General features: G+C 34.2%; 22 protein-coding genes. 11 read left to right on the forward strand and 11 right to left on the reverse strand.

The features are described from left to right. Window positions 1-14: 14 nt before the first annotated feature. Window positions 15-785, reverse strand: a complete 771-nt coding sequence (locus ACKTTV_RS21175; protein WP_408032882.1) for a zinc ribbon domain-containing protein — start codon at window positions 783-785, stop codon at window positions 15-17. Window positions 786-788: 3 nt separating this feature from the next. Next, window positions 789-1,883, reverse strand: a complete 1,095-nt coding sequence (locus ACKTTV_RS21180; protein WP_408032883.1) for a Nif3-like dinuclear metal center hexameric protein — start codon at window positions 1,881-1,883, stop codon at window positions 789-791. 60 nt (window positions 1,884-1,943) lie between these two features. On the opposite strand from ACKTTV_RS21180, the gene lpxK reads away from it, so the two are divergent. Further along, window positions 1,944-2,975, forward strand: coding sequence for a tetraacyldisaccharide 4'-kinase (lpxK, locus tag ACKTTV_RS21185; protein ID WP_408032884.1), 1,032 nt, complete (start codon window positions 1,944-1,946; stop codon window positions 2,973-2,975). A 44-nt stretch (window positions 2,976-3,019) separates the two neighbouring features. Continuing rightward, window positions 3,020-3,475, forward strand: coding sequence for a thioredoxin family protein (locus ACKTTV_RS21190; protein ID WP_408032885.1), 456 nt, complete (start codon window positions 3,020-3,022; stop codon window positions 3,473-3,475). Window positions 3,476-3,484: 9 nt separating this feature from the next. Here ACKTTV_RS21190 and ACKTTV_RS21195 read toward each other — a convergent pair whose 3' ends face one another. From ACKTTV_RS21195 to ACKTTV_RS21235, 9 genes are all read right to left on the reverse strand, one after another. After that, the gene (locus ACKTTV_RS21195; RefSeq protein ID WP_408032886.1) at window positions 3,485-4,549 is read right to left on the reverse strand and encodes a mannose-1-phosphate guanylyltransferase; all 1,065 of its coding nucleotides are present in this window, start codon (window positions 4,547-4,549) and stop codon (window positions 3,485-3,487) included. 23 nt (window positions 4,550-4,572) lie between these two features. Next, complete coding sequence (locus ACKTTV_RS21200) at window positions 4,573-5,163, reverse strand: SprT-like domain-containing protein (RefSeq protein WP_408033195.1); 591 nt, start codon at window positions 5,161-5,163, stop codon at window positions 4,573-4,575. Window positions 5,164-5,167: 4 nt separating this feature from the next. After that, window positions 5,168-5,851, reverse strand: a complete 684-nt coding sequence (locus ACKTTV_RS21205; protein ID WP_408032887.1) for an SDR family NAD(P)-dependent oxidoreductase — start codon at window positions 5,849-5,851, stop codon at window positions 5,168-5,170. 102 nt (window positions 5,852-5,953) lie between these two features. Further along, complete coding sequence (locus tag ACKTTV_RS21210) at window positions 5,954-6,907, reverse strand: DUF898 family protein (protein ID WP_408032888.1); 954 nt, start codon at window positions 6,905-6,907, stop codon at window positions 5,954-5,956. Window positions 6,908-7,049: 142 nt separating this feature from the next. Next, window positions 7,050-8,480 (reverse strand): SusD/RagB family nutrient-binding outer membrane lipoprotein, encoded by a 1,431-nt coding sequence (locus ACKTTV_RS21215; RefSeq protein WP_408032889.1) that lies wholly within the window; start codon window positions 8,478-8,480, stop codon window positions 7,050-7,052. Window positions 8,481-8,490: 10 nt separating this feature from the next. Continuing rightward, window positions 8,491-11,724, reverse strand: coding sequence for a SusC/RagA family TonB-linked outer membrane protein (locus ACKTTV_RS21220; protein WP_408032890.1), 3,234 nt, complete (start codon window positions 11,722-11,724; stop codon window positions 8,491-8,493). Window positions 11,725-12,503: 779 nt separating this feature from the next. Beyond that, window positions 12,504-13,820 carry a SusD/RagB family nutrient-binding outer membrane lipoprotein gene (locus ACKTTV_RS21225; protein WP_408032891.1) on the reverse strand — a complete coding sequence of 439 codons (1,317 nt, stop codon included), beginning with the start codon at window positions 13,818-13,820 and terminating at the stop codon, window positions 12,504-12,506. Window positions 13,821-13,832: 12 nt separating this feature from the next. Beyond that, a complete protein-coding gene (locus ACKTTV_RS21230; protein WP_408032892.1) occupies window positions 13,833-17,123 on the reverse strand; it encodes a SusC/RagA family TonB-linked outer membrane protein in 3,291 nt (1,096 codons plus the stop codon). A gap of 123 nt (window positions 17,124-17,246) precedes the next feature. Next, a complete protein-coding gene (locus tag ACKTTV_RS21235) occupies window positions 17,247-18,890 on the reverse strand; it encodes a BamA/TamA family outer membrane protein (protein WP_408032893.1) in 1,644 nt (547 codons plus the stop codon). A gap of 144 nt (window positions 18,891-19,034) precedes the next feature. Here ACKTTV_RS21235 and rpsL point away from each other — a divergent pair, with 144 nt between their 5' ends. The 9 genes from rpsL (at window position 19,035) to rpsS (ending at window position 25,318) form a co-directional block, all read left to right on the forward strand. Then, the gene (gene rpsL / locus ACKTTV_RS21240) at window positions 19,035-19,415 is read left to right on the forward strand and encodes a 30S ribosomal protein S12 (RefSeq protein WP_408032894.1); all 381 of its coding nucleotides are present in this window, start codon (window positions 19,035-19,037) and stop codon (window positions 19,413-19,415) included. Between the two features lie 32 nt (window positions 19,416-19,447). Next, window positions 19,448-19,924, forward strand: coding sequence for a 30S ribosomal protein S7 (gene rpsG / locus ACKTTV_RS21245; RefSeq protein ID WP_348704348.1), 477 nt, complete (start codon window positions 19,448-19,450; stop codon window positions 19,922-19,924). A gap of 5 nt (window positions 19,925-19,929) precedes the next feature. After that, window positions 19,930-22,047, forward strand: coding sequence for an elongation factor G (gene fusA, locus ACKTTV_RS21250; protein WP_408032895.1), 2,118 nt, complete (start codon window positions 19,930-19,932; stop codon window positions 22,045-22,047). Window positions 22,048-22,052: 5 nt separating this feature from the next. Next, window positions 22,053-22,358, forward strand: a complete 306-nt coding sequence (gene rpsJ / locus ACKTTV_RS21255) for a 30S ribosomal protein S10 (protein WP_075342599.1) — start codon at window positions 22,053-22,055, stop codon at window positions 22,356-22,358. 293 nt (window positions 22,359-22,651) lie between these two features. After that, a complete protein-coding gene (gene rplC, locus ACKTTV_RS21260) occupies window positions 22,652-23,269 on the forward strand; it encodes a 50S ribosomal protein L3 (RefSeq protein ID WP_408032896.1) in 618 nt (205 codons plus the stop codon). Continuing rightward, window positions 23,269-23,898: a 50S ribosomal protein L4 gene (gene rplD, locus ACKTTV_RS21265; protein WP_408032897.1), complete on the forward strand. Its 630-nt coding sequence runs from the start codon at window positions 23,269-23,271 to the stop codon at window positions 23,896-23,898. Before rplC ends, rplD begins: the two co-directional genes overlap by 1 nt. 8 nt (window positions 23,899-23,906) lie before the next feature. After that, window positions 23,907-24,197 (forward strand): 50S ribosomal protein L23, encoded by a 291-nt coding sequence (gene rplW, locus ACKTTV_RS21270; protein ID WP_408032898.1) that lies wholly within the window; start codon window positions 23,907-23,909, stop codon window positions 24,195-24,197. 11 nt (window positions 24,198-24,208) lie between these two features. Continuing rightward, window positions 24,209-25,033: a 50S ribosomal protein L2 gene (gene rplB, locus ACKTTV_RS21275; RefSeq protein ID WP_408032899.1), complete on the forward strand. Its 825-nt coding sequence runs from the start codon at window positions 24,209-24,211 to the stop codon at window positions 25,031-25,033. 6 nt (window positions 25,034-25,039) lie between these two features. Beyond that, the gene (gene rpsS, locus ACKTTV_RS21280) at window positions 25,040-25,318 is read left to right on the forward strand and encodes a 30S ribosomal protein S19 (protein ID WP_028890729.1); all 279 of its coding nucleotides are present in this window, start codon (window positions 25,040-25,042) and stop codon (window positions 25,316-25,318) included. Window positions 25,319-25,321 lie beyond the last annotated feature (3 nt).

The following is a 25,321-nucleotide window of genomic DNA, read 5'->3' on the forward strand; positions in this document are numbered from 1 at the left end:
ATTGCGTGGATAATCTATGAGAATAAATTATCAATTTTTTCGCGTTCTTCAGCCGCAAGAGCTGCATCAACTAAAATTCTACCACTGTGCTCATCAATTGTAATCTTCTTACGATTTGCAATTTCCAATTGAACTTGTGGTGGAATTGTAAAGAATGATCCTCCAGCAGCACCTCTTTCTATAGAAACAACAGCTAAACCATTTTTAACCTTGTTTCTAATTCTTGTGTAAGCCTTTAATAAGTGATCATCAATTGAGTCAGAAAACTCTTGAGACTTTTGCTTTAATAACTCTTCTTCTTTTTCAGTCTCTTTTAAAATAGCATCTAATTCACCTTTTTTGTGAGTTAAATGAGTTTCTTGTTGAGTTAACTTAGCTTTTGTGTTGCTAATAACTTCGTTCTTTTGAGTTATTTTAACCTTGTATTCTTTAATTCTTTTTTCAGATAATTGAATTTCTAATTCTTGATATTCAACTTCTTTCGTTAAAGAATCAAATTCGCGGTTATTTCGAACGTTTTTTTGTTGTTCCTCATATTTAGCAATTAAACCTTTTGCTTCGGTAATCGCTTGTTTTTTACTCGTAATATCACTTTCTAAGTTAGCTACATCGCTAGCAAGGTTAGAAAGTCTTGTGTTTAATCCGGCAACTTCATCTTCTAAATCTTCAACTTCTAAAGGTAATTCTCCTCGAACGTTTCTAATTTCATCTATTCTTGAATCAATTAGCTGTAAATCATATAACGCTCTTAATTTCTCTTCTACCGTTACTTCTTTTTTTGCCATCTTTTATATATAGTATATTGGATTTGTACTTTCTTCACTTAAAATAATTGCAAAAGTACTAAATTTTTTGTTAAGATAATCAACCAAAAGATTTTTTGTAAACTGTTCGCTTTCATAATGTCCAACATCTAACAGTAATATTTTCTTTTCAGCTTTGAAAAACTCATGATACTTAAAATCAGCACTTATATAAGCATCTGCTTTGGCTTTAATAGCAGGACTAATAGCAAAGCTTCCTGAGCCTCCTAAAACAGCCACTTTTTTAATTGGTTTTTGTAATAATTCTGAATGCCTCACGCAATCAGTTTTAAACGTAGTTTTTACAAAACTCAAAAACTCTTTTTCGTCTAGTTCTTTAGGAAGTTCTCCAATCATTCCCATACCAATATTTTGATTTTTATTGTTAAGGGTTATGGTTTCATAAGCCACCTCTTCATATGGATGATTATTGAATAGTGCTTTTAAAATAGCACCTTCTCTAAAACTGTCGTAAGTTACAGTTATGCATGTTTCTTCTGCAAATGTTAACTCTCCTTTTTCTCCTAAGGTTGGATTGGAATTTTCCATTCCTTTAAAGCTGCCAATTCCGTTGGTATTAAAGGAACAATTATTATAGTTGCCAATGTTGCCTGCGCCAGCCTCAAATAACTTGGATCTTAATTCATCAGCATTTTCATTAGGAACGTACGTTGTTAATTTCTTTATTGTTCCTTTCTTTGGAATTAAGGTTTTGATATTTTGAAGACCTAAAACTTCACACATTTTACCAGAAACTCCTTGCTGAACATTATCTAATGCTGTATGAATTGCATATATGGCTATATTGTGCTGAATTGCTTTTAAGACAACTCTCTCTACATAGTTGTTTCCATTAAAACGCTTGAGTCCTGAAAAGATAATGGGATGGAAACTAACAACTAAATTGCAGTTTTTTTCAATGGCTTCATCTATAGTTTTTTCTAGAGTGTCTAGAGTAACAAGAACTCCTGTTACTTCCGTATTATAATTACCGACTAGAAGTCCAACATTATCAAAATCCTCCGCATAAGAAAGAGGAGCAAGTTCCTCTATATAATTGGTGATGTCTTTTATTTGCATAATGACTTTTTCATGATTTACTAATCATCAAAGTTAAGATTTTTAATTACTTTCGTTGTGATGAAAATACTACGATTTTTACTTTTTCCTGTTGCTATTGTTTATGATCTTGTTACATCGGTTAGAAACTTGTTTTTTGATACAGGGGTTTTTAAGCAAACAGAATTTCAGTTACCAGTTATTGCGGTTGGAAATTTAAGTGTTGGAGGAACGGGTAAATCTCCTCAAATTGAATATTTAATTCGGTTATTAAAAGAAAAGTATCAAGTAGCTACTCTCAGTAGAGGGTACAAAAGAAAAACGAAAGGTTTTCAGTTAGTTAATGAAAATCATAGTGTAGAAGATGTAGGGGATGAACCCATGCAATTTTATAAAAAGTTTGATGGTATTACAGTTGCTGTTGACGCAGATAGAGTGAATGGGATTACTCAAATAATAGAAAATCGTAAGCCGGATGTTGTTTTACTTGATGATGCGTTTCAACATAGGAAAGTAAAAGCAAGCTTTTACATTTTATTGACTAAGTATAATGATTTGTATTCTAATGATTTTATTTTACCGACAGGGAATCTAAGAGAGAGTAGAAGAGGAGCTAAAAGAGCCAATGCGATTGTAGTTACGAAATGTCCGGTAGACCTATCTGAAGAAAAACAAAATACTATTAGAAAAAAGTTAACTATTGATGAAAATCAACAAGTGTTTTTTTCAAAAATAAGATATGAAGAAACCATATATTCTAATAAAGGAAATATGAATTTGAATGATTTAGAGAATTCTGAAATTGTGCTTGTTACAGGGATTGCTTCTCCAGACTCTCTACTGCAATTTTTAGGTAAGAGAATGATAAAAATCAAACACATTAACTTTCCTGATCACCATAATTTCACAGAGAAAGATCTTAATAAAATTAGAATGACTTCAAGAAGTTTAAGTGGCGAAAGAAAAGTTATTTTAACAACTGAAAAGGACTATGTGAGGTTAGGAGAGTCTATTAATAATTTGTATTATTTACCTATAGAAAGCAGCTTTTTAGGTGAAGAGAAAGAATTTAATTCTATGGTTTTAAATCATGTTGACTCTAGAATGAGTTAATTCTGGTATCGTTTTTGCTATCTTTAAACTTTAATTGGAATATTATGAAATTTAATTGGTTTATTCTGTTTTGCTTGACTTCTATAATGATGTTTTCTCAAAAGAATATTGTAGAAGGAACAAGAGTAGTTCCTAAATGGGAATTAAGCTTTGAGTTAGCAAAAAAAAGAGCTAAACAAGAAAAGAAACCAATTCTTATTTATTTTTCAGGATCAGATTGGTGTGGACCTTGCATTAAATTAGATAATGAGTTATTTCATACTGAGAAATTTGTGTCTTTTTATGAGGATAAATTTGTTTTATATCTAGCAGACTTCCCAAGAAATAAAGATTTAGTTTCGGATGAAGCAAGAAAAATAAATAAGAAACTATCTAAAAAATACAACAACTCTTTTCCAATGGTTCTAATTATCAATAGAAAAGGAAAGGTGCTCGGAGAAAGAAGAGGTAGTTATTTACCAGACTCTTATTATTCCTTTTTTGAATCGGTATTGAATTAAAATTGTTATTTAAATATCGAATTTTTCCTTTGTTTCAGCTGCTATCTGCTTAATATCTTGTTCGTTTTCCTTCGGGCAGATAAGTAATACATCGTCTTTTTCAACAACAATAAAATTATCTAATCCTTGAATTATAACTTTTTTATTGTTTTCTGTTCTTACCATGTTTCCATTTGAATCCTTAAATATTGTTTGGGCTCCAACGATGGCGTTTTCATTTTTGTCTTTATTCAATTTGTTATAAAGAGATCCCCAAGTTCCAAGGTCGTTCCATCCAAAGTTTACAGGGAGTACAAAAACATTTTTAGCATGCTCCATAATACCAAAGTCAATAGAAATATTTTCGCATTTAGCATAGTTTTCTTCGATAAAAGCTTTTTCCGAATCAGTATTGTAAATATTATCTACATTTAAAGTTTTTATCATTTCAGGAAGAAACTCGCTAAAAGCCTTGATAATGCTTTTGGCAGACCAAACAAAAATACCTGCATTCCAAAGAAAATCACCACTTTCTAAAAATTGCTTTGCCTTTTCTAGATTGGGTTTTTCAGTAAAATTTTTGACAGCTTTTATTTCGGAAGAATTATTCTCAAATTGAATGTATCCATAACCAGTATTTGGTGAGTCTGGTTGAATCCCTAGGGTCATCAAAATTTCTTCTTTTTCACAAGCATCAAAAGAAGTTTTGATATTATTTATAAACTCCGATTCGTTTTCGATCCAGTGATCAGATGGTGCGACAAGAATTACAGCATCAGGATTTTCGTTGTATATTTTTAAAGCAGCGTATAAAATACATGGAGCAGTATTTCTCATGGCTGGTTCCAAAAGAACTTGATTTTTATTTACTTTCGGAAGTTGATTTAATACTAATTCTTCATAATCCTTATTGGTAGCAATTAATATGTTTGATGAAGGAATAAGACCGTTAATTCTGCTAAAAGTTTTTTGAATTAAAGAGGCTCCAGTACCCAACATATCATGAAATTGTTTCGGATATTGTTTGGTGCTAACTGGCCAAAATCTTGAACCAATTCCTCCAGCCATAATAACTGCATAATAATTACTTTCCATACTATTGTATTAATTTCTTTTGACTACTCTACGAGTATAACTTCGGCGTTTTGATTAAAAAGGTAAGTTCGTTTGTTACTTAAATTTAAGCATTCATAACGAGTTCTTCTTTTATTTCCTCTTTTGTATAAAATATTTTTAAATTTAAATACACGCCCATTAGGAACTTCAAAGATAAAACTCTTTCCTTCTTCCGCCATACCGTAGCGCAAAGCTAACGATAAATTTACATCTGTATCTGTACTTGCCTTAGGATTTTTTAAATAATTAGCAAGATGTGGCAATATTGATAACGGATATATTTCTGGTTGTAAAAATGGAAGCATTAGATGTTGAAAAACTGTTTTCCACTCTTTTCCATGTGGTTGAACTCTTCCAAATTTTTTGTGTGTAACATGATGAGCGATTTCGTGAACTAGTGTTAACAAGAATTGATGTGGATTCAGATTATTATTCACCGTAATTTGCATTTTCCCATTAGGAAGATGCCTAAAATCACCATGTTTTGTTTGACGTTGTCCAACAATTTTTAGAGTAACTTTGTGTTCCTCAATTAAATACTCTATTAAAGGTAAAGCTTTTTCTGGGATATATTTACTTAAAGCCAAAAAAATGTGTTTAAGGAGTTGAACTAGAAACCTGTAGAGTTTTACCGTTATAGTATTTGTTTCCATTAAGCGAAAAATCAAATATATAATCGGCCATTTCACTTGCTGATAATGGTGCTTGGTATCCCGGAAAAGCTTCTTCCAACATTTCAGTTTGAACTGCTCCCAAAGCAAGTACATTAAAAGCTATTTGTTGCTCTTTGTATTCTTCGGCAAGAAGTTCGGATAGTGTTATCACGGCTCCTTTCGCAGAACTGTAAGCAGCTAATCCTGGAAATTTCATGCTGCCTTGAATTCCTCCCATACTACTAATAGTTACCACATGGCTTTTTTCAGGCATAAAAGGAAGAACCTTTTTTGTTAATTCAGCAACAGCGAATACATTCACTTTGTAAACTTCTTCAAAGTCGATAGATGTAAGCTCCGAAAAAGGTTTGTTAATTAATTTACCAGCGTTGTTTATCAGAATATCTACTTTTTTCCAACTGTTTTCGATAAAGTCAACTACCTTATCAAGATTATTCATGTCTGATAAATCAGTTGAAATAGAAGTAATATTAGCTAGGTTAAGCTCTTCGGTTGGCTTTGTGTTTCTTGAAAGAGCTAGAATTTCATGACCTGCTTCGGCGAGTTTTTTTACAAGTTCAAAACCAACACCTCTACTAGTACCAGTAATAACAATATTTTTTTTCATTAGTAGTATCCTTTTTTTAAATAGATATGATAATTGATACAGCTTTATTCAATTATGGAGTTAAATAATTATGTTGGTTAAACCTCATTTTGAATACAATGTTTACACCAGTTTAAAATCCAAGAAACCTTCTTCGTGCTCTGTTTTATAATTCGTTTGCTGAATCTCACTTATTTTTAATTGATCATCAATTTCTATAAATGAGGCTAAAGCTGTATACGTTCTAATAATTACCCAAGGTGTAGCTATACCAAGAGAGAAAATTATTAAAGCAAAATTAACAATATATAAACTAAAAATATCGCCAACTTTGACATTTAGTTTTAAGTGTGTTTTTATTTCGTTTTGATTCACTTCAATATTATCTATGTAAAATTCGAATAACTCTTTAATATACCAAAAGGTATAGATGCCAAGGGTTAAAGGGTATAATAGGATAAACTTAAACTGTATCCAAAATAATTTGGCACCATCACCTTGGAATTCAAAGGAGAGATTACCAAATCTTAAATGCCCTATCACATATCTTCTTAGTTCAGTTACAAACCAAGGGGTATATATTCCCAAAGTAAGAATGGTAATTAGCACCCCAGAAATAAACTTCCAAAATAACTCCGATTTGGAACCTAGATAATTGAATTGAACACCTTTCCAAGATGTTTTCTGGCATCGATACTTTATAGTCCCATGAGTAATTAAGGGAATAAGTATTATAAATATGAAGTATGAGGCTATCAAGAGTAAGGCTTGAGTAGTGTTATTAGTGTTAGTAATAGAGATAAGAAGTAAACTATAACCAATAGCAATACACAAAAAGACAGTTAAGAAGCTTCGCAAAACATCTTTAGCATTACCATGGAAATTGAAGTTGTCGTCTTTTAAAATAGTTGAGTTACTATGGAATTTCAATAATTCAACTTTGGCCCATGGGTAATAGATCCCAAGGGTAACTATAGTTAATAATACGTTCTTAAAAAAAATTACAGCAAATTGTGAGCTATTTCCTTGATACCTTAATTGATTATCGGTTGATTTATTTTGAGTTAACTGTTGCATTAATAGTCCATTTTTATCAATCAAAAATCTAAATTTATTTCAAGTTTTGCAAATAGATGAAAATACTCTTTAAGATTTATAAAAAAAAGCTACCTGAAAATATTTTCAGGTAGCTTTTTTAATATAATTTCTAGTAGAATAATTAATTCTTATCCCACCATACTTTAGTTGTTAAATCCGCTGGGTTAGAAGTAACCTGAGACAATTGTTCTGAGTTGTTTTGAGTTTCAGATAATGGATATGTTAACCTAACAGGAATAGTGTTAATAACTCCATTAGGAGTGGCGGTTAATGAAGGTTGATCTAACCTTCTCCATTCATTCCATGCTTCAAATCCGTTCATATAAAGTGCAATCCATTTTTGAGTACCTATTGATACTTTCCAATTAGCAGAATCATATGCGTTGTTAGAAATGTAAGTAGAGATCGCTGTTCCATCAGTTATACCCCATTGGTTCATAGAAGCAGTAACTCCATTGTCATATGCCGTTTGAGCGTTTCCTGAAGCTAAACCTCTTTCGTATGCCTCAGCAAGTAAAAATTCAACTTCTGAATATGTAATTACATGAAAAGGAGTGGTTGCTTCCCTCACTGCGTCATTAGGTCTTGATGTGGTCGGCTTTAGAGCCGTTGCATCGTTATCATTAAGTCCATAAGGCATACCAACAATTGTTCCTCCTGAAGCTGGTTTTGCAAACTTATCTAACCTTGGATCATTCATCCCGTTAAGCGTAGTAACTAATAATTCCGAAACACAGTAGTCATCTCTATTACTTACTTGAGGGCTAAAATTTCTGTATAAAGGATTGGCTCTGGCGTCTACGTCAGGATAATTAAAGTTAGCGTTATCTGCATTACTTGTAAACACACCTCCGTTGATTGCTTTAGTTACATAAGTTTGAGCCATAGTTGCATCAGCATCTACGATTCTTAACGCATATCTGAGCATAAGAGAATTTGCAAATTTTTTCCATTTTGAAACATCTCCACTAAAAAGGGCATCTCCAGAAGGGAAAGAGGCTGAACTTTCGTTTAAACCACTTGCAGCTGCATCAAGAGTGCTTAAGATTCCAGTATAAATTTCAGATTGAGCATCGTACTTAGGAAATGAAACATCTCCTAAAGCTTCACTGTAAGGAACATCACCGAAACCATCAGTTAATACTGCAAAAACTTGAGCAGTCATAATATCAATGATATACTTTTGATTTGATTTAAGAGCAGCATCTATATCTTGAGCTTCAACTAAAGCTTTTGCTGATTGAAGTTCTTTAGCGATATCTGTGTACAATGAACCAAAGGTACCATTGAAAGAGTTAATGTCAAAATTGTATCTCGAATCTTCGGTATATTCATTTTGAGCCCATTGTTGAACCATTAATAAACCGAAATCTGCATTTAAACCAACTCCGTTAAGCATGTTGTAAAGCCTATATTGGGCGGTTGTTAATAACGTACTAGCAGGAACTGACACTGCTGCGTTTGGATCTACATTTGTATCTTCAAAATCACTACAGCTCATTATGGTTAATAGTGAGAATGCACTGATTGCAAATAATTTTATTTTTTTCATTTTACTAAGTTTAGAATTTAACAGAAACATTAAAACCAAATGATCTGGTAGATGGTACCTGAGCATTTTCTAATCCTTGACGGTTACCCGATCCTGTCACGATTTGAGGATCTAAATGTGGTAAGTCAGCTGATAAAATCGCTAAATTTCTTCCAAAAACACTTAAATCAATAGATGAAATAGGAGTATTTGCAATAAATTTATTAGGTAGGCTATAGTTTAATCTAAGCTCTCTAAACTTCAGGAAACTAGCATCAAATACGTTTGGAGCAGCTTTTCTCCAGTGAGTTTGATAGTATGTTTGTGGGTCAACTCTTAAATCGTTTTGTGAACCATCTTCTCTAACACCTGGTAAAACCATACCATTAGCACGTGTATCAGACTCTCCGTTGAAAGCAACGGTTTCTGGGTGCATTCCTGAGTACTTTGACCATTGTAAAGAAGTAGAGTGTATGATACCTCCTACTTGGAAATCAAATAATGCAGATAAAGTTAAGTTTTTGTAGTTGAAAGAAGTGTTAAAACCTCCAGTCCAGTCAGCAATAGCAGACCCTAGGAAAACTCTATCATCTGTAAACTTATACATCCCATCATCACCAACAACTTTATTTCCGTTGTCATCGTATATGAAATCTTGTCCATAAAGAGCCATGTAAGGCTTACCTTCTTGAATTCTTAAGTCAGCGGCCCATGTACCTCCTTGAGCAAGACTTTCAACTAATGGGTTTCCGTTTTCATCCTTTAATAACTCAACAACCTCATTTTGTTGTTTAGTTAAATTAACACCTATATTCCATCTGAAATTTTCAGAAGCTATTGGTGTACCATTAAGTTGTAATTCAAAACCTGAATTTCTCATCGATCCAGCATTCAAGATTCTAGAAGTGTATCCAGTAGTTGTAGAAACACTTACTGGGAAGATTTGATCTTCCGTTAATCTATTATAATAAGCAGCATCAACAGATAATCTATTTCCAAACATTTTAGCAAAGATTCCTACCTCGTACTCCGTGGTTAACTCGTTTGTTAAATTTGGATTTTGTCTTGCGTTAGGTACTTCATAGATAGGGTTACCATTAAAATTAGGGTTTAACGGGTTGTAAACATCGTATAATTGATATGGGTCTCCATCATTACCAGATTGCGCAACACTTGCTCTAATTTTAGCAAAGTTAAGAACTCCGTTTCCTTTTAGTCCTTCAAGTTCAGTAACTGCAAAACTTAAAGATGCAGCAGGATAAAAATAACTATTGTTGTCTTCAGGTAAGATAGAAGACCAGTCATTTCTAGCAGATAAGTCTAGGAAAAGCATATCTTTAAAACCTAAAGTAGCTGTGGCAAAAATACTGTTAATTCCTTTGTTGAACTCAGCGGTGTCTGTGGTTGGGTCTTGTGCAGAATTTGCAATATTGAAAAATTTATCAATTACCAAACCTCCATTTGCTGAGGTTCTTATTCTCTTTCTACTATTTGTCATTCTGTTCGCACCTAAGATAGCAGTAAGAGTAAGATCATCGTTAAGAACAGTATCGTAGTTTAATCTAACTTCCATATTAGTCTCTTGGAACCTTCTCTCTGTTTCAGTGTAATCAGAACCTGCAACAGATCCTAAAGGTATTCCTTCTCTTATACTTATTTGGTACCAATCTGTACCGAATTGAGTTGAAATAGATAGCTCATCTGTAATTTGGTATGATAATGCAGCATTACCATATAATCTATTTTTAAAATCTTCTTGTAGATAATTATTTCTTACCCAAAATGGATTGTCAAAATAATTTGGAGTAAAGTTTACATTCGTAAGATTGTCTGACGCATCTTTCGTTATACCCTTGATATTCCATGTGTATTGGTTACCACTACTTAACGTTTGCTGATCTCTTAATCTTTCAACATCTAATTGTGTTTGCCACCATTGAGTAAAAGCTTGCATTGGGTTTGTGTTATCGTACCCTGTTGCATTTCTGTTTTCGGCATCGGTTCTTACATAGTTAGCAACAAAACTAGCTTTTAACTTATCAGTTAAGTTGTAAGAGCTATTAAAGTTAACAGAGTTTCTTTCAAGAGAGGCAAGAGGAGTCGTACCAGTTTGATTTAGGTTAGTGTAACCAACTCTAAAACTACCTTTTTCACTACCACTTGAAAATGAAATACTGTTAGTTAACGTTACCCCAGTGTCAAAGAAATTTTCATAAGAGTTCTCTGGAGCTACCCATGGTCTAACTTCTTTGTAGTTTGGAGAGTTAGGATCCCAAGAATCCCAGTGTCTTACTAATATGTTTCGGTCATATTTCGGCCCCCATGAACCATCTTTTGCATAGTTCGGAGCAAGATACTCAACCCCATCTTGAAAAAACCTATTAAATCCATCTCTAGTTCCGGCACCAGTATATATTGATCCACCACCGTACATTTGTTGCATAGGAATAAGATTAGCTACATTGTCAAAAGTAACAGCTGTTTCGAAAGTAACTCCAATACCTTTTTTACCTTTACCACTTTTGGTAGTGATTAAGATTACACCGTTCGCACCTCTTGATCCGTATAAAGCAGAAGCTGCTGCTCCTTTTAGTACCGACATGCTGGCAATATTTGATGGATCGATATCAGCTGCACCATTACCGTAGTCATAGGCACCGTCACCAAAACCACGTTGCTGCCCGCTAGAAGCATAATTGGCGTTATCAAGAGGAACTCCATCAACTACGAATAGAGGTTGGTTATTTCCTAAAAATGAGTTTGACCCCCTAATAGTGATTCTAGATGACCCTCCAAGAGCAGAAGGAGAACCTTGGATTTGAACCCCTGCAACAGCTCCTTGTAAGGCATTTACAATGTTAACCTCTTTAGCTTTGTTAATTCTGTCTCCATCAACTTGCTGAACGGCATATCCAATAGCTTTTTCCTTTTTAGATATTCCTAAGGCTGTAACTACAACTTCATCAAGAACATTGTCACTTGACATTGTAACATTGATTGTGTTAGACGCTCCAACAGTTCTTTCAGTAGTTTCCATTCCAACGAAACTGAAGACTAAAATATCACCTGATTTAGCTCGTATAGAGAATTTACCGTCGAAATCTGTTTCAGTTCCTTGAGTAGTCCCCTTTTTTAAAACGGTTACTCCAGGAAGGGGGCCAGAATCATCTGAGACAGTTCCCGAAATCGTTTTTTCTTGTGCAAACGAGAGTTGCACTACTAACGCCAGAAGCAGCGTTAGCATTCCATTAAACTTTGTTTTCATTGCGTAATTGTTTGAATTAATTGCCTCAAAAGTCTTAAATTAAACTTTAAAAAACAAAGAAAATGTTAACTAATTAATTATTTTATCGGCTATACGTTGTGTTTATTGATGTTGTTTTTGTTTTTGCCTTGTGTTTTTGAGGATATGATAAAATGTTAACTTTTTTAAATAATTTGTAAAGGTATAAACATATAGTATTTTGTTTAATATTTTTTGTGTGTTTTATTAGTTGTCGGACTGTATTAGTTTTAGGTCTAAAATGAAGTTGGTTTTAGGGAATTATGAATAAAATTTTATCAAAATACATATATAACTGATGTTTGAGGTGATTGCCTTAAAAGAATGAATTAATGTCTTTTGCGGTTCATTATGTAGCTGGATTTGTCAAATTGATATTATAATCAACCTTGTTTGTTTTTATTGCTATTGAGATGTTTAGAGAGAGGTTCATACTGTTAATCACTTTTGAGTATTAATATTTTTCAATTGGAAACCAGTTATTGGGAATATAGCCAATATTAAGTTACATTACGAATTTTGCTATTGGTTTAAAGTTAGGTGTTTAGTTCTATAACCGATTTGGTTTTTCATTGTGTTGTAATAGAGCTTTGGTCTTTACTATATCAGTTGATTATGAATCGATTATTGATAATGCTTTTTCGACATAAGATACCGTTAGCGGAGGTGTTGATAACAATAAAAAAGACTGCTTTTTAAGCAGTCTTTTTTTGATTTATAACAAGTTGCTTTTTTAATACAAAGCAAGCTGTTTTGAATTTCTAGTTATCCCATCCAACTCTCTGGAATAACAAGTCGTCATCCCTGTCAGGAGCATTGTCATTAAATAAATATTCGTTTTCTGGATAATACCACCTTCTTGGTATAGAAGTGCCCGTTACAGGTGTTAAAGCTGGAATTCCAGTTCTTCTCCAATCACTGAATGCCTCTGGCTGAACAAACATTCCTATGTATTTTTGAGTCATTATTTGATCCATGGTAAGGCTTCTGGCCCCTGGATCAACAGAAGTTTGAGCAACATAGGTGTTATATTCTGTAGTAGATAAGCCTATCTCTTCGAACGAGGCTCTAATTCCATTCAAATAAGCTGTATGTTTTTCGGCTGGATCAGTAGAGGTTTCTGCGATTATAAATTGCATTTCTCTGTATGAAATCAAATCTTCTCTCTGATTATTGGTGAAGTATGGATGACTAGCATTGAAAGTAACATCTAAAACTCCTAATCTATCGGTGTCATTTAGTCCTTGCATGATACCTCTTAATGTAGGGTGGAATTCAAGGTCTCCCTCTCTTTCCGTATTAAAACCATACCATGGAGCGTCATTACCACTACCAGGATAAGTGAATCCCATATTGTCGCCTCTACTAGCAAGCCCCATTTTAGCTTCTGCAAGAGCATTAGCATTATCACCTAAATGTAAGTAGTATCTGGCTAAGATACTGTGGGCAGCTAATTTCCATTTAGCAATATTTCCACCGTAGATTACATCATCAGATCCAGGAGTTAAAGCTCCCGCTGAACTATCAAAAAGTACAAGAGCATCTGTTAATAATGTTCTGATAGCAGGATACAAAACAGTATTTTGACTATCGTAAATAGGACTAGGGGTTTCCTGTCCTAGACCAGCTTGTGTGTATGGAACATCTCCAAAAACATCAGTAACCATCATCAAAGCGTATGCTTCCAGAGTTTTTGCGATTCCTAAATAATGGTTTAGACCATCATCGGTTGCCTCTTTGTTTACAACTCTAAGTTCTGTAAAAACTTTTTCATACATCTGTGTCCAAGGTTGGTTAAATCTAACAGGTTGGATATCGTATTTATTAAAAGATTCCCATTGTCTTTCAACTCCTTCTACATGTTGAATAAACATTGTATTGAAATTAGAATACAATCCACCTTTAGAGTCAACAATAGCTAATTCAATCGCTGGTAAGGCAACATCAATAGGAACACTGATGGGTGCATTAGGATCTGCATTATCAGTATCTTCAAAATAACTTTCGCAAGAAACTATGATGAAAGCAGATGCAAAAAGAACGAATATATTTTTTAAGTTAATATCTTTAAGTTTCATTTTCTTACTTTTTTAAAAGGTTAAACCTACTTTAAACATATATGATCTAGTTCCAGGGTTGTTAAAGTAATCAAATCCCTGTCCATTACCGTTACCAGTTAAACTAGTTTCAGGATCCACACCATTGTAATCAGTATCTATCCATAAGTTTCTCCCCGTAAAAGTAAAGTATGCACTTTCGATTAATATATTTTTAAATAATTTTTTTGGTAATCTGTAAGAAAAAGAAAGTTCCCTTAATCTAATCCAACCACCATCATCAACAAATTGTTCTCCTACTGATCCAAACCCTCCAACATTAGAAGTCCAATAGCTACGATCTCTTACAATTGCTATGTTGTTCGGTGAACCATTAGGTAATACTCCATCTAAAACTATTGGAGTTTCTTCTCTGGTGTCGGCTGTCAATTGAGATCTTCCGAAGAAAGATAAGGCCCATGCAGTACCATTCCAAACATCACCTCCTTCTTTCCAGTCTAATAAGAAGCTAAGAGAGAAGTTTTTATAATTAAAGGTGTTGTTCCATCCCATTATAAAATCAGGAGTAGGGTCACCTATAACACGCTGGGTGTTGTCTACGGCTTGATATCCAGTAGCTGGGTCTATAACAATAGCACCACCAGGAATAGCTAGGCTTGTGTCTGAAGCTGTACCAGCCTCTTCTCTAAGGTAAGCACCTCCAACAATTGCACCATATGGTAATCCTTCAACCAAATAACTACCCGCTGTAGCAAAACCGGCTAAAAATAACCTTTCAATTCCAGGAGCAAGTGATTCTACAATAGTTTCATTTTTACTCCAGTTAACGGTAGTATCCCAGCTAAAATTTTCTGTTGAAATAGGTTTTGCACCTAAAGTAACTTCCCATCCATCACCTGTCATTGTACCTGCATTAACCCAAACGTTGGTAGCTCCTGAAGAAGGGGCGATAGAGGCATTTAGGATTGCATCTTTCGTTTCATTCTGAAAATATGCAACATCTAAGGTAAGTTTGTTTCCAAAAAATCTTAAATCGATACCATATTCCTTAGTTGTTGTTAACTCTGACTTTAACTCGCCATTACCAAGGGTGTTGTTCAATTCAAATGAAGTAAGTCCGTTAATAGGGAAATTCAATCCATTACCCCATCCTCCTGAAAGACTACTTTGTTCGTAAGTTGTTGATGTAAGATATTCGAAAGGAGGTGGCGATCCAACCTGTGCCCAAGATGCTCTAATTTTACCAAATGTTAAGACATCATTTTTAGGTAATACTTCCGTAAAAATGAAAGATCCTGAAACAGATGGGTAGAAGAAGCTAATGTCCGAAGGGTTATAGTCTTTTACAGGAACGCGTAATCTAGAATCGTAATCTTGCCTCGCCGAAAAGTTTAGGTAAGCCATTTTTTTCCAGCCAATCTGAGAATTTATGAAAACACCTGCGGTTTTGTATTTTACTAAGTCTTCAGATGCTAAAATAGTTGAAGCATTACTTATGTCTAAGAACCCAGGGAAAGCTAAATTATTTCCATCGATACTGTTTGTCTCTCGGGTATAACTGAAGAAATTAGTTCCTATCATGTAGTTAAATGAGAAATCATCAGAAAAATCAATGTCACCATTAATAAAGGCATTCACATCAAATTGTCTTGTGAAATAATCATCTAATAAAATTCTACCATTACGATTTGTATTAGAACCGATTTCAAATGATTGTTTTCTTTTGTCACTTGTAACATCGACTCCAGCATTAAATCCGAAATTTAACCACTTACTATAGTTATAAGTTGCTTTGAAATTACCAAAAAACCTGCTTACACCTTCGGTACCAGGAATGTTATTAACTACCCAGTAAGGGTTGTCGTAACCTCCACCACCACGGTAACTTCTTTGAGATCTATTTGCAAATTCATAAGCGGCAGCATTGTTTACTGCATCAGTAGTCCCTAGACCATTTGTATTATCAAAAGAAGCTGGAGTTCTATAAAGACCTAGTAATAGACCAGAAGTATTTGAACCTTGTTGTATTCTGTTGAAGTTTGATCTAGTGTAGTTCATGGCAGATTCAAAAGATAATTTATCATTAGCTTTTAAAGTACCTCCAAGACTAAATGTTTGTCTTTTGTATACCTCATTTGGAACAACTCCTTTTTGCTCCAAATCAGAAGCAGAAAATCTATAGGTAAGGTTTTGATTGCTACCAGATATTCCCAAGTTGTTTGTGATTGAAACACCTGTGGTGAAGAAGTCTTCACTATTGAGTTTGTTGTAATTTTTTGCTGGTATTCCATTTCCAGTCCCTTTTGGAACTAGGAATCCATTTCTATCCCATCTATATACACCACTTGCATCAAAAGCATTTCCGACATTACCATTAGCAGAATCATATGAGCCTATGTTTGTGCTGTATTCAAGATCTGATAATCTAGGTCCCCAAGAACCAGATTCACCGGTTTCTGGACCTCTCCAAGTAGGTACACCTCCAATTACACGTCCCTGTGCATAAGTATCCTGCAATTGAGTTAATCGAGAAACTCTATCGAAAGCTACCTGTGTGCTAACGTTTAATTTAAAGTTTTGACCTTTAGCACCTTTTTTAGTGGTAATAAGAACAACCCCTGCAGAACCAGCAGTACCATAAACGGCTGTTGCTGCTGCTCCTTTTAGTACACTGACATTTTCAATATCTTCTGAATTTAAATCCATAAGTCTATTCGAAGTTGCCGTACCAGCTGTGTTTGCTTGAGCATTTAATGTTTCGTTATTTACTCTTACTCCGTCAATAACAATAAGTGCTTGGTTGTTACCAACCATCGAAGTTGCACCCCTAATTACAATTCTTGATCCACCTCCTGCTGAACCTGAAGCTCTCGTAATTTGCACCCCAGATGATTTACCAGATAATGCATCTAAAACGTTTGAAGCTCCAGACCTAGTAATGGTTTCGGCTTTAACCTCTTGGGTTGCATATCCTACAGAACGCTTTTCTTTCTTTATACCAAAAGCTGTAACAACTACTTCATCAAGAACGTTGTCTCCTTGCATGCTTACATTAATAGTGTTTGCGGCTCCAACAGTTTTTTCTACTGTGGTCATTCCAACAAAACTGAAAACTAAAACATCTCCTGATTTTGCTTTTATAGAAAACTTTCCATCAAAGTCTGTCTCAGTACCTTGTGTAGTTCCTTTTTTTAATACTGTAACTCCAGGAAGTGGCCCGCTTTCATCGGAAACAGTACCTGAAATTGTTTTTTCTTGTGCGAAAGAGATTTGCACAACCAACGCAAAGAAGAGCGTTAAAATTCCATTAAACTTTGTTTTCATTGCTTAATTGTTTAAATTAAAAGTACTAAAAGTCTTAAATAAAACTTAAAAAAACAAAAAAAACCTTAATTAAGTGTTAATGTTATTTTGTTATGCTCGATTTTATCTAGGGTTTGTAAGAATTTAAAAATAAGTAAGAACTTTTATAGATAAAAATGAATTATTAAAGTTAAAGTTGTCTTGATTGTTTTTACCGATAGCGTACTCAATGTTAAACAGGGTGTTATTTCTTAGTTGAGAATATCCTATACCTGTTGAAAGAAGATTGGTCCATTTTATATAATGGAATCGGGTAATATCTATAAGAGGATAGATTTTAGTTTTTGAATTAATAAGATAATTGTATTGCGATTTTAGGATAGCATACTTTGAAGCGGGAATACTATTAGGTAAAAAACCTCTTATAGATTGTGGACCGCCAAGTCTGAATAATTCGTTTTCAAGATATGAGTCTGACTTTAGATAGCCAATTTGAGATTGAAAGAATAAAGAACTTCTGTTTGATAGCTTTTGAGTATGCTGAGAAAGAATTAAAAACTTTATTTGATTAGTGCTTGTGTTGTCTGAGTCTCTTGTACCATAAAGAAAAGATGTTTCAAGATATGAGTTTTCTGAAAAATCAGATTGTGGCTCCTTTAGTGTTGTTTTAAAAGAGATTCCATAGAAAGTATTATTAAATGAACTGACATCTGATCTTATATTGTTCAAAAGATTGGAGGAGGTGTTTGCCTCATAGTTTGTTGATAAAATAGATTTAGCTGATAGTTGATAAGAGAGCTTTGCTTTGAGTTCTGAGTTTAAAAATGTAGAGTCTTGTTTGAAAATATTGAATGAAAGCTCTGGTGTAATCGGGCTATTGAATAGATAAGGTATTTGAATGGTTGCGTTGAATGAGGTGTTCTCCGGAGTAGAGTTCCAATTTATATTGAAGTTTTCTCCTCCATTAAAAATATTAGATAGACCAAGTGATAGTTGTCCGTTAATTTTTACGGTGTTGTCTTTTGGTGATGCGTTAATGAATCCATCAAAATAATTTTTATACTTCTTTTTTAAATACAAAAACAAAAAAGTAGAATCTTTACTGAATAGCAGTTGAGGTGAATTTGTTTCTTCAGCAAAATCTAAAGTGTTTATTTTTTTCGATATTGATCTTAGCTTTTTTTTACTTACATAGGTTTTGGTTTTAATATTGAGAAAGTGTTCTAAATATGACTTAGGAAAATTTTCGTATCCTTTAATAATGACTTTATCGATTAAACGTGTTTTTCTTTGGTTGTAATCTAACTCTGCGAAAAGAGTGTCGTTCTTTATCTTGATGCTTGAAAGTTTTACTTCTGTAAAAGATTTTCCTTCTGAGTCTAATTCGTTTTTTTTGTTGACTAAGTAAGTTTCCAATTCTTCAAATTTCATAATTAATTGAATACTGTCTTTTTTTATAGAAGCTAAGTTGATCCTGTTTCCAAGGTGAAAGAAATAAGTATATATAGAATCTTGTTTTTTAAATGTTTGCTGGATTTTTAAGTAGCCTTTTGAGTTTAGTTTCTTTTTAACTCGTGAAACTTCCGAATTCATACTTTTTTCAGAAGAGTGTAGTCTTATGTAATTAACTTTCTCAATTTCTTTTAGTTCATTTTTGTTTGAACTGGTAATTAATAATGAATATTCTTGTGAGTAAGTACAATACTGAACCAATAGTAAAAGTAAAGTTAACTTGTTTACTGAGTGATGTTTTAAAAGAAATGACAAAGTAGAAGTAATAAAGTTCAATTTAAATGAATTGCTATGAAATTGTTATGATGTTTAAAAATAACTTGTTGATATTTGAATAATTAGAAAATTATCGTACATTTGCGCACTCTTAAAAATAAGAGAATTTATTTAAGTACAAACGAAAAATAGTAATTAATTAGTATGCCAACTATTCAACAATTAGTTCGTAAAGGAAGAGCCAAAATAACTAAGAAGAGTAAATCGGCTGCTTTGATGTCATGTCCTCAGAGACGTGGAGTTTGTACGCGTGTTTACACTACCACACCAAAAAAACCTAACTCAGCAATGCGTAAAGTAGCGCGTGTTAGATTGACAAATGGTAATGAAATTAACGCGTATATTCCAGGTGAGGGACATAACCTTCAGGAGCACTCGATAGTATTAGTTAGAGGTGGAAGGGTAAAAGATTTACCAGGTGTAAAATATCATATTGTACGTGGAGCATTAGATACTGCAGGAGTTGACGGAAGAACTCAACGTAGATCTAAGTACGGTGCAAAACGCCCAAAAGACAAAAAGTAAAATATAATTAGTAACTTTTTTAATGTAAAGACATGAGGAAAAGAAGAGCTAAAAAAAGAGTTTTGTTACCGGATCCAAGATTTAACGATCAGTTAGTAACACGTTTTGTGAATAACTTAATGTGGGACGGTAAAAAATCTGTAGCATTCAAAGTTTTTTACGATGCAATTGATATCGTAAACGAAAAGAAAACTGACGAAGAAAAGTCGGCTTTAGAAATATGGAAAGATGGTTTGTCAAATGTAATGCCACACGTTGAGGTTCGTTCTCGTCGTGTTGGAGGAGCTACATTCCAGATTCCAATGCAAATTCGTCCAGACCGTAAAGTATCTATGGCTATTAAATGGATGATCTCTTATGCTCGTAAGCGTAATGAGAAAACTATGGCACAGCGTTTAGCATCTGAGATTTTAGCTGCGGCTAAAGAAGAAGGTGCAGCGGTTAAGAAGAGAGTTGATACTCACAAGATGGCTGAAGCAAACAAGGCATTCTCACACTTTAGATTTTAATAACCATGAGTAGAGATTTAAAATACACAAGAAATATTGGTATTGCTGCACATATTGATGCAGGGAAAACTACAACTACTGAGCGTATCCTTTTCTACACAGGGGTGTCTCACAAAATTGGAGAAGTACATGATGGTGCTTCTACAATGGACTGGATGGAGCAGGAAGCTGAAAGAGGTATTACAATTACTTCTGCAGCTACTACTTGTACATGGCAGTTCCCAACAGAAAATGGAAAGCCAACTGCTGATGCTAAAGGGTATCACTTTAATATTATTGATACTCCAGGTCACGTTGATTTTACAGTTGAGGTGAACCGTTCTTTACGTGTATTAGACGGTTTAGTATTCTTGTTCTCTGCAGTTGATGGTGTAGAGCCTCAGTCAGAAACTAACTGGCGTTTAGCTGATAACTATAAAGTTCCTCGTATTGGTTTTGTTAACAAAATGGACCGTCAAGGAGCTAACTTTTTAGCTGTTTGCCAACAAGTAAAAGATATGTTAAAGTCAAACGCAGTGCCAATCGTATTAAACATTGGTGATGAGGCTGACTTTAAAGGGATTGTTGATTTAGTAAAGAACCGTGCTATTGTATGGCACGATGATAACTATGGGTCAACTTTCGATATCGTTGATATTCCAGAGGAGTTAAAAGATGAAGCAAGAGAGTTACGTGGTAAGTTAATCGAAGAGGTTGCTGCTTATGACGAAAACTTATTAGAAAAATATATGGAAGATGAAGACTCTATTACTGAAGAAGAAGTGCACGCTGCACTTAGAGCTGCGGTAATGGATATGTCTATCATTCCTATGGTTTGTGGATCTTCATTCAAAAATAAAGGAGTTCAGTTCTTATTAGATGCTGTATGTCGTTATTTACCTTCACCAGTAGATAGAGATAACATTATCGGAACGAACCCTAATACAGGTGATGAGGAAGCTCGTAAGCCAGATGCAAAGGCGCCTTTCTCAGCGTTAGCATTTAAGATCGCTACAGATCCTTTCGTTGGTCGTTTAGCATTCTTCCGTGCATATTCAGGACGTTTAGATGCAGGTTCATATGTATTAAACAATCGTTCAGGTAAAAAAGAGCGTATTTCTCGTATTTACCAAATGCACTCGAATAAGCAAAACGCTATCGATTTTATCGAAGCAGGAGATATTGGAGCAGGTGTAGGATTTAAAGATATTAAAACGGGAGATACTTTATCTGACGAGAAGAATCCAATCGTTTTAGAATCTATGGATTTCCCAGATCCAGTAATCGGTATCGCAGTTGAGCCTAAAACCAAGGCAGATGTAGATAAGTTAGGTATGTCATTAGCTAAGTTAGCTGAAGAGGATCCTACATTTACAGTGAAAACTGACGAGGCTTCTGGTCAAACGGTAATTTCGGGAATGGGTGAGTTACACTTAGATATCATTGTTGATCGTTTAAAGCGTGAGTTTAAAGTAGAGGTTAACCAAGGTCAGCCACAGGTTGAGTACAAAGAGGCAATTACAGCTACTGCGGAGCACAGAGAGGTTTATAAAAAGCAATCTGGTGGACGTGGTAAGTTTGCTGATATCGTATTCAAAATGGAGCCTGCTGAAGAAGGTAAAACAGGATTAGAGTTTGAATCTATCATTAAAGGAGGTAACGTACCTAAAGAATTTGTTCCTTCAGTAGAGAAAGGATTCAAAGAAGCAATGAAGAATGGTCCTTTAGCTGGATATGAAATGGATGCTATGAAGGTAACTTTAATAGACGGTTCATTCCACCCAGTTGATTCTGATCAATTATCATTCGAATTGGCTGCTAAAATGGGTTACAAGGCTGCTGCAAAAGCTGCAAGAGCTGTAATCATGGAACCAATGATGAAGTTAGAGGTGTTAACTCCTGAAGAAAACATGGGAGACATCGTAGGAGATTTAAACAGAAGAAGAGGTCAAGTTAATGATATGAGTGATCGTGCTGGATCTAAAGTTGTAAAAGCTATTGTTCCATTATCTGAAATGTTCGGATATGTAACTTCGTTACGTACATTATCTTCTGGTAGAGCAACTTCTACAATGGAGTTCTCTCACTATGCTGAAACACCATCTAATATCGCAGAGGAAGTAATCGCTAATGCTAAAGGTTAATCAAAATGAGTCAAAAAATTAGAATAAAATTAAAATCTTACGATTATAATTTAGTAGATAAATCTGCGGAGAAGATCGTAAAGACTGTAAAGAGTACTGGTGCAGTAGTTAACGGGCCAATACCTTTACCAACACATAAAAAGATTTTTACTGTATTACGTTCACCGCACGTAAACAAAAAATCTAGAGAACAATTTCAATTATCTGCTTACAAGCGTTTATTAGATATCTATAGTTCTTCTTCAAAAACTATTGATGCTTTAATGAAACTTGAGTTACCGAGTGGGGTTGAAGTTGAAATAAAAGTATAAGTATCTCAGAACTTTCGGTTTAATTTTGTTAAACCGAAAGTTTTTTTTACTTTTGCACACCGAATTTCGGTTCAGTGTGTTGATATTAAACATTGAATCGATGATTCAAGTAACATGTCCTGAGGGTTTCGCGAGGGAAAAACGGTAAAACACTTAAGAGAGCTAAGAGTGTTTATGCTCTTTTTTTTTGAGTGATACTTAAAAGGATAAAAAATGAAACTTTGTTTCAAATAATTAATTATTAATTGACGCGCTGGATAAATAAAAATCTAATCGTCAGAAAACAAACAAATATGTCTGGGTTAATTGGAAGAAAAATTGGAATGACCAGCTTATTCGACGAAAACGGGAAGAATATTCCTTGTACAGTAATCGAAGCGGGTCCTTGCGTTGTTACCCAAGTCAGAACCGAAGAAGTTGATGGATATAATGCTATTCAATTAGGTTTCGATGACAAAAAAGAAAAAAGCTCGAATAAGGCTTTAGATGGTCACTTTAAAAAAGCTGGTACATCGGCTAAGAGAAAAGTTGTTGAATTTCAAGGTTTTGATGGGGATCACAAGTTAGGTGATTCACTTACTGTTGAATTATTTGCTGAAGGAGAGTTCGTAGATGTTTCTGGAACTTCTAAAGGTAAAGGGTTTCAAGGGGTTGTTAAACGTCACGGATTTGGTGGGGTTGGACAAGCCACTCACGGTCAACATAACCGTTTAAGAGCGCCTGGTTCGATCGGTGCAGCTTCATATCCTGCAAGAGTATTCAAAGGAATGCGTATGGCGGGTCGTATGGGGACTGATAAAGTTAAAGTTCAAAATTTAAGAGTATTGAAAGTAGTTCCTGAAAAGAATCTTTTAGTTGTAAAAGGTGCTATTCCAGGTCATAAGAACTCTTATGTAACTATCGAGAAATAATGAAAGTAGCAGTATTAGATATTACAGGAAAAGATACTGGTAGAAAAGTTGAACTTTCTAGCGAAGTATTCGGAATAGAGCCAAACGATCACGCTATCTATTTAGATGTAAAGCAATATTTGGCAAATCAAAGACAAGGTACTCACAAGGCGAAGGAAAGAGGAGAGATTGCTGGTAGTACAAGAAAGATTAAAAAACAAAAAGGAACTGGTACTGCTCGTGCGGGAAGTATTAAGTCTCCTGTATTTAGAGGTGGAGGACGTATCTTCGGTCCAAGACCAAGAAACTATTCTTTCAAATTAAATAAAAACTTAAAGCGTTTAGCTCGTAAATCAGCTTTAAGTATTCAAGCAAACGATAATAATTTGGTTGTTGTTGAAGATTTCAATTTTGAAGCTCCAAAAACAAAGGAATTTATTAATGTGTTAAAAGCTTTAGAGTTAGATGCTAAGAAATCTTTATTTGTTTTAGGAAACGAGAACAAAAATGTTTACTTATCATCTCGTAACTTGAAAAACTCTAAAGTTGTTGATGCTACAGGAATTAATACTTACAGTGTGTTAAACGCTAACAAAGTAGTAATTGCTGAGAGCTCATTAGAAGGAATTGAATCTAATTTAAGTAAATAGGGAACGAAATGAGTATTTTAATAAAACCTATTATTACGGAAAAAGCTACAAAAGATAGCGAAATATTTAATCGTTATGCTTTTGTTGTAAATAAGCAAGCTAACAAGTTAGAAATCAAAGGTGCAGTTGAATCAACTTATGGTGTTGCAGTTAAATCTGTAAGAACCTTAATCCAGCCAGCGGAAAGAAAAACTAAATACACTAAAAAAGGTTTAGTTTCTGGGTTAACAAGTGGATACAAGAAAGCTATTGTTCAGTTAGCAGAAGGTGAAGTAATTGATTTTTATAACAATCTTTAAGACAATTTAGAATGTCAGTTAGAAAATTAAAACCAATAACACCAGGTCAGCGTTTTAGAGTTGTAAATGGGTTCGACACCATTACTACTGATAAGCCGGAGAAATCTTTATTAGCTTCGAAAAAAAGATCTGGAGGTCGAAACAATCAGGGTAGAATGACTACACGTAACATCGGTGGAGGTCATAAAAAGAAATATCGTGTTATCGATTTTAAAAGAGATAAGGATGGTATCCCTGCAACAGTAAAAACTATCGAGTACGATCCAAACCGTACTGCATTTATTGCATTAGTAGTTTATGCTGATGGAGAAAAACGTTATGTAATTGCACAAAACGGATTAAAAGTAGGTCAAACAATAGTTTCTGGTAGAGAAGCTACTCCTGACTTAGGAAACTCAATGTACTTAAGTGATATTCCATTAGGAACAACTATTTCTTGTATTGAGTTACGTCCAGGTCAAGGTGCTGTTATGGCTCGTTCTGCAGGTTCTTTTGCTCAGTTAATGGCAAGAGACGGAAAATATGCTACAGTTAAGTTACCTTCAGGTGAAACAAGATTAATCTTATTAACATGTAAGGCTACTATCGGGGTTGTGTCTAACTCAGATCATCAGTTAATCGTATCAGGTAAGGCTGGTAGAAGCAGATGGTTAGGAAGAAGACCAAGAACTAATGCAGTAAGAATGAACCCAGTTGATCACCCAATGGGAGGTGGTGAAGGACGTTCTTCTGGAGGTCACCCAAGATCTAGAAACGGTATTCCAGCTAAAGGATTTAAGACTAGATCTAAAACTAAAGCTAGTAACAAGTATATCATAGAACGTAGAAAGAAATAATAAGTCATGGCAAGATCATTAAAAAAAGGACCTTACGTTCACTATAAATTAGAGAAAAAAGTTTTAGCTAACGTTGAAGCTGGAAGTAAATCAGTTATTAAAACTTGGTCTAGAGCAAGTATGATTACTCCTGATTTCGTTGGACAAACTATTGCTGTTCATAACGGACGTCAATTTGTTCCAGTATACGTAACTGAAAACATGGTAGGTCATAAATTAGGAGAATTTTCACCAACACGTTCATTTAGAGGACACGCTGGTGCAAAAAATAAAGGTAAAAAATAAGTA

This window comes from Tenacibaculum xiamenense (assembly GCF_964513065.1).
Lineage (GTDB): Bacteria > Bacteroidota > Bacteroidia > Flavobacteriales > Flavobacteriaceae > Polaribacter > Polaribacter xiamenense.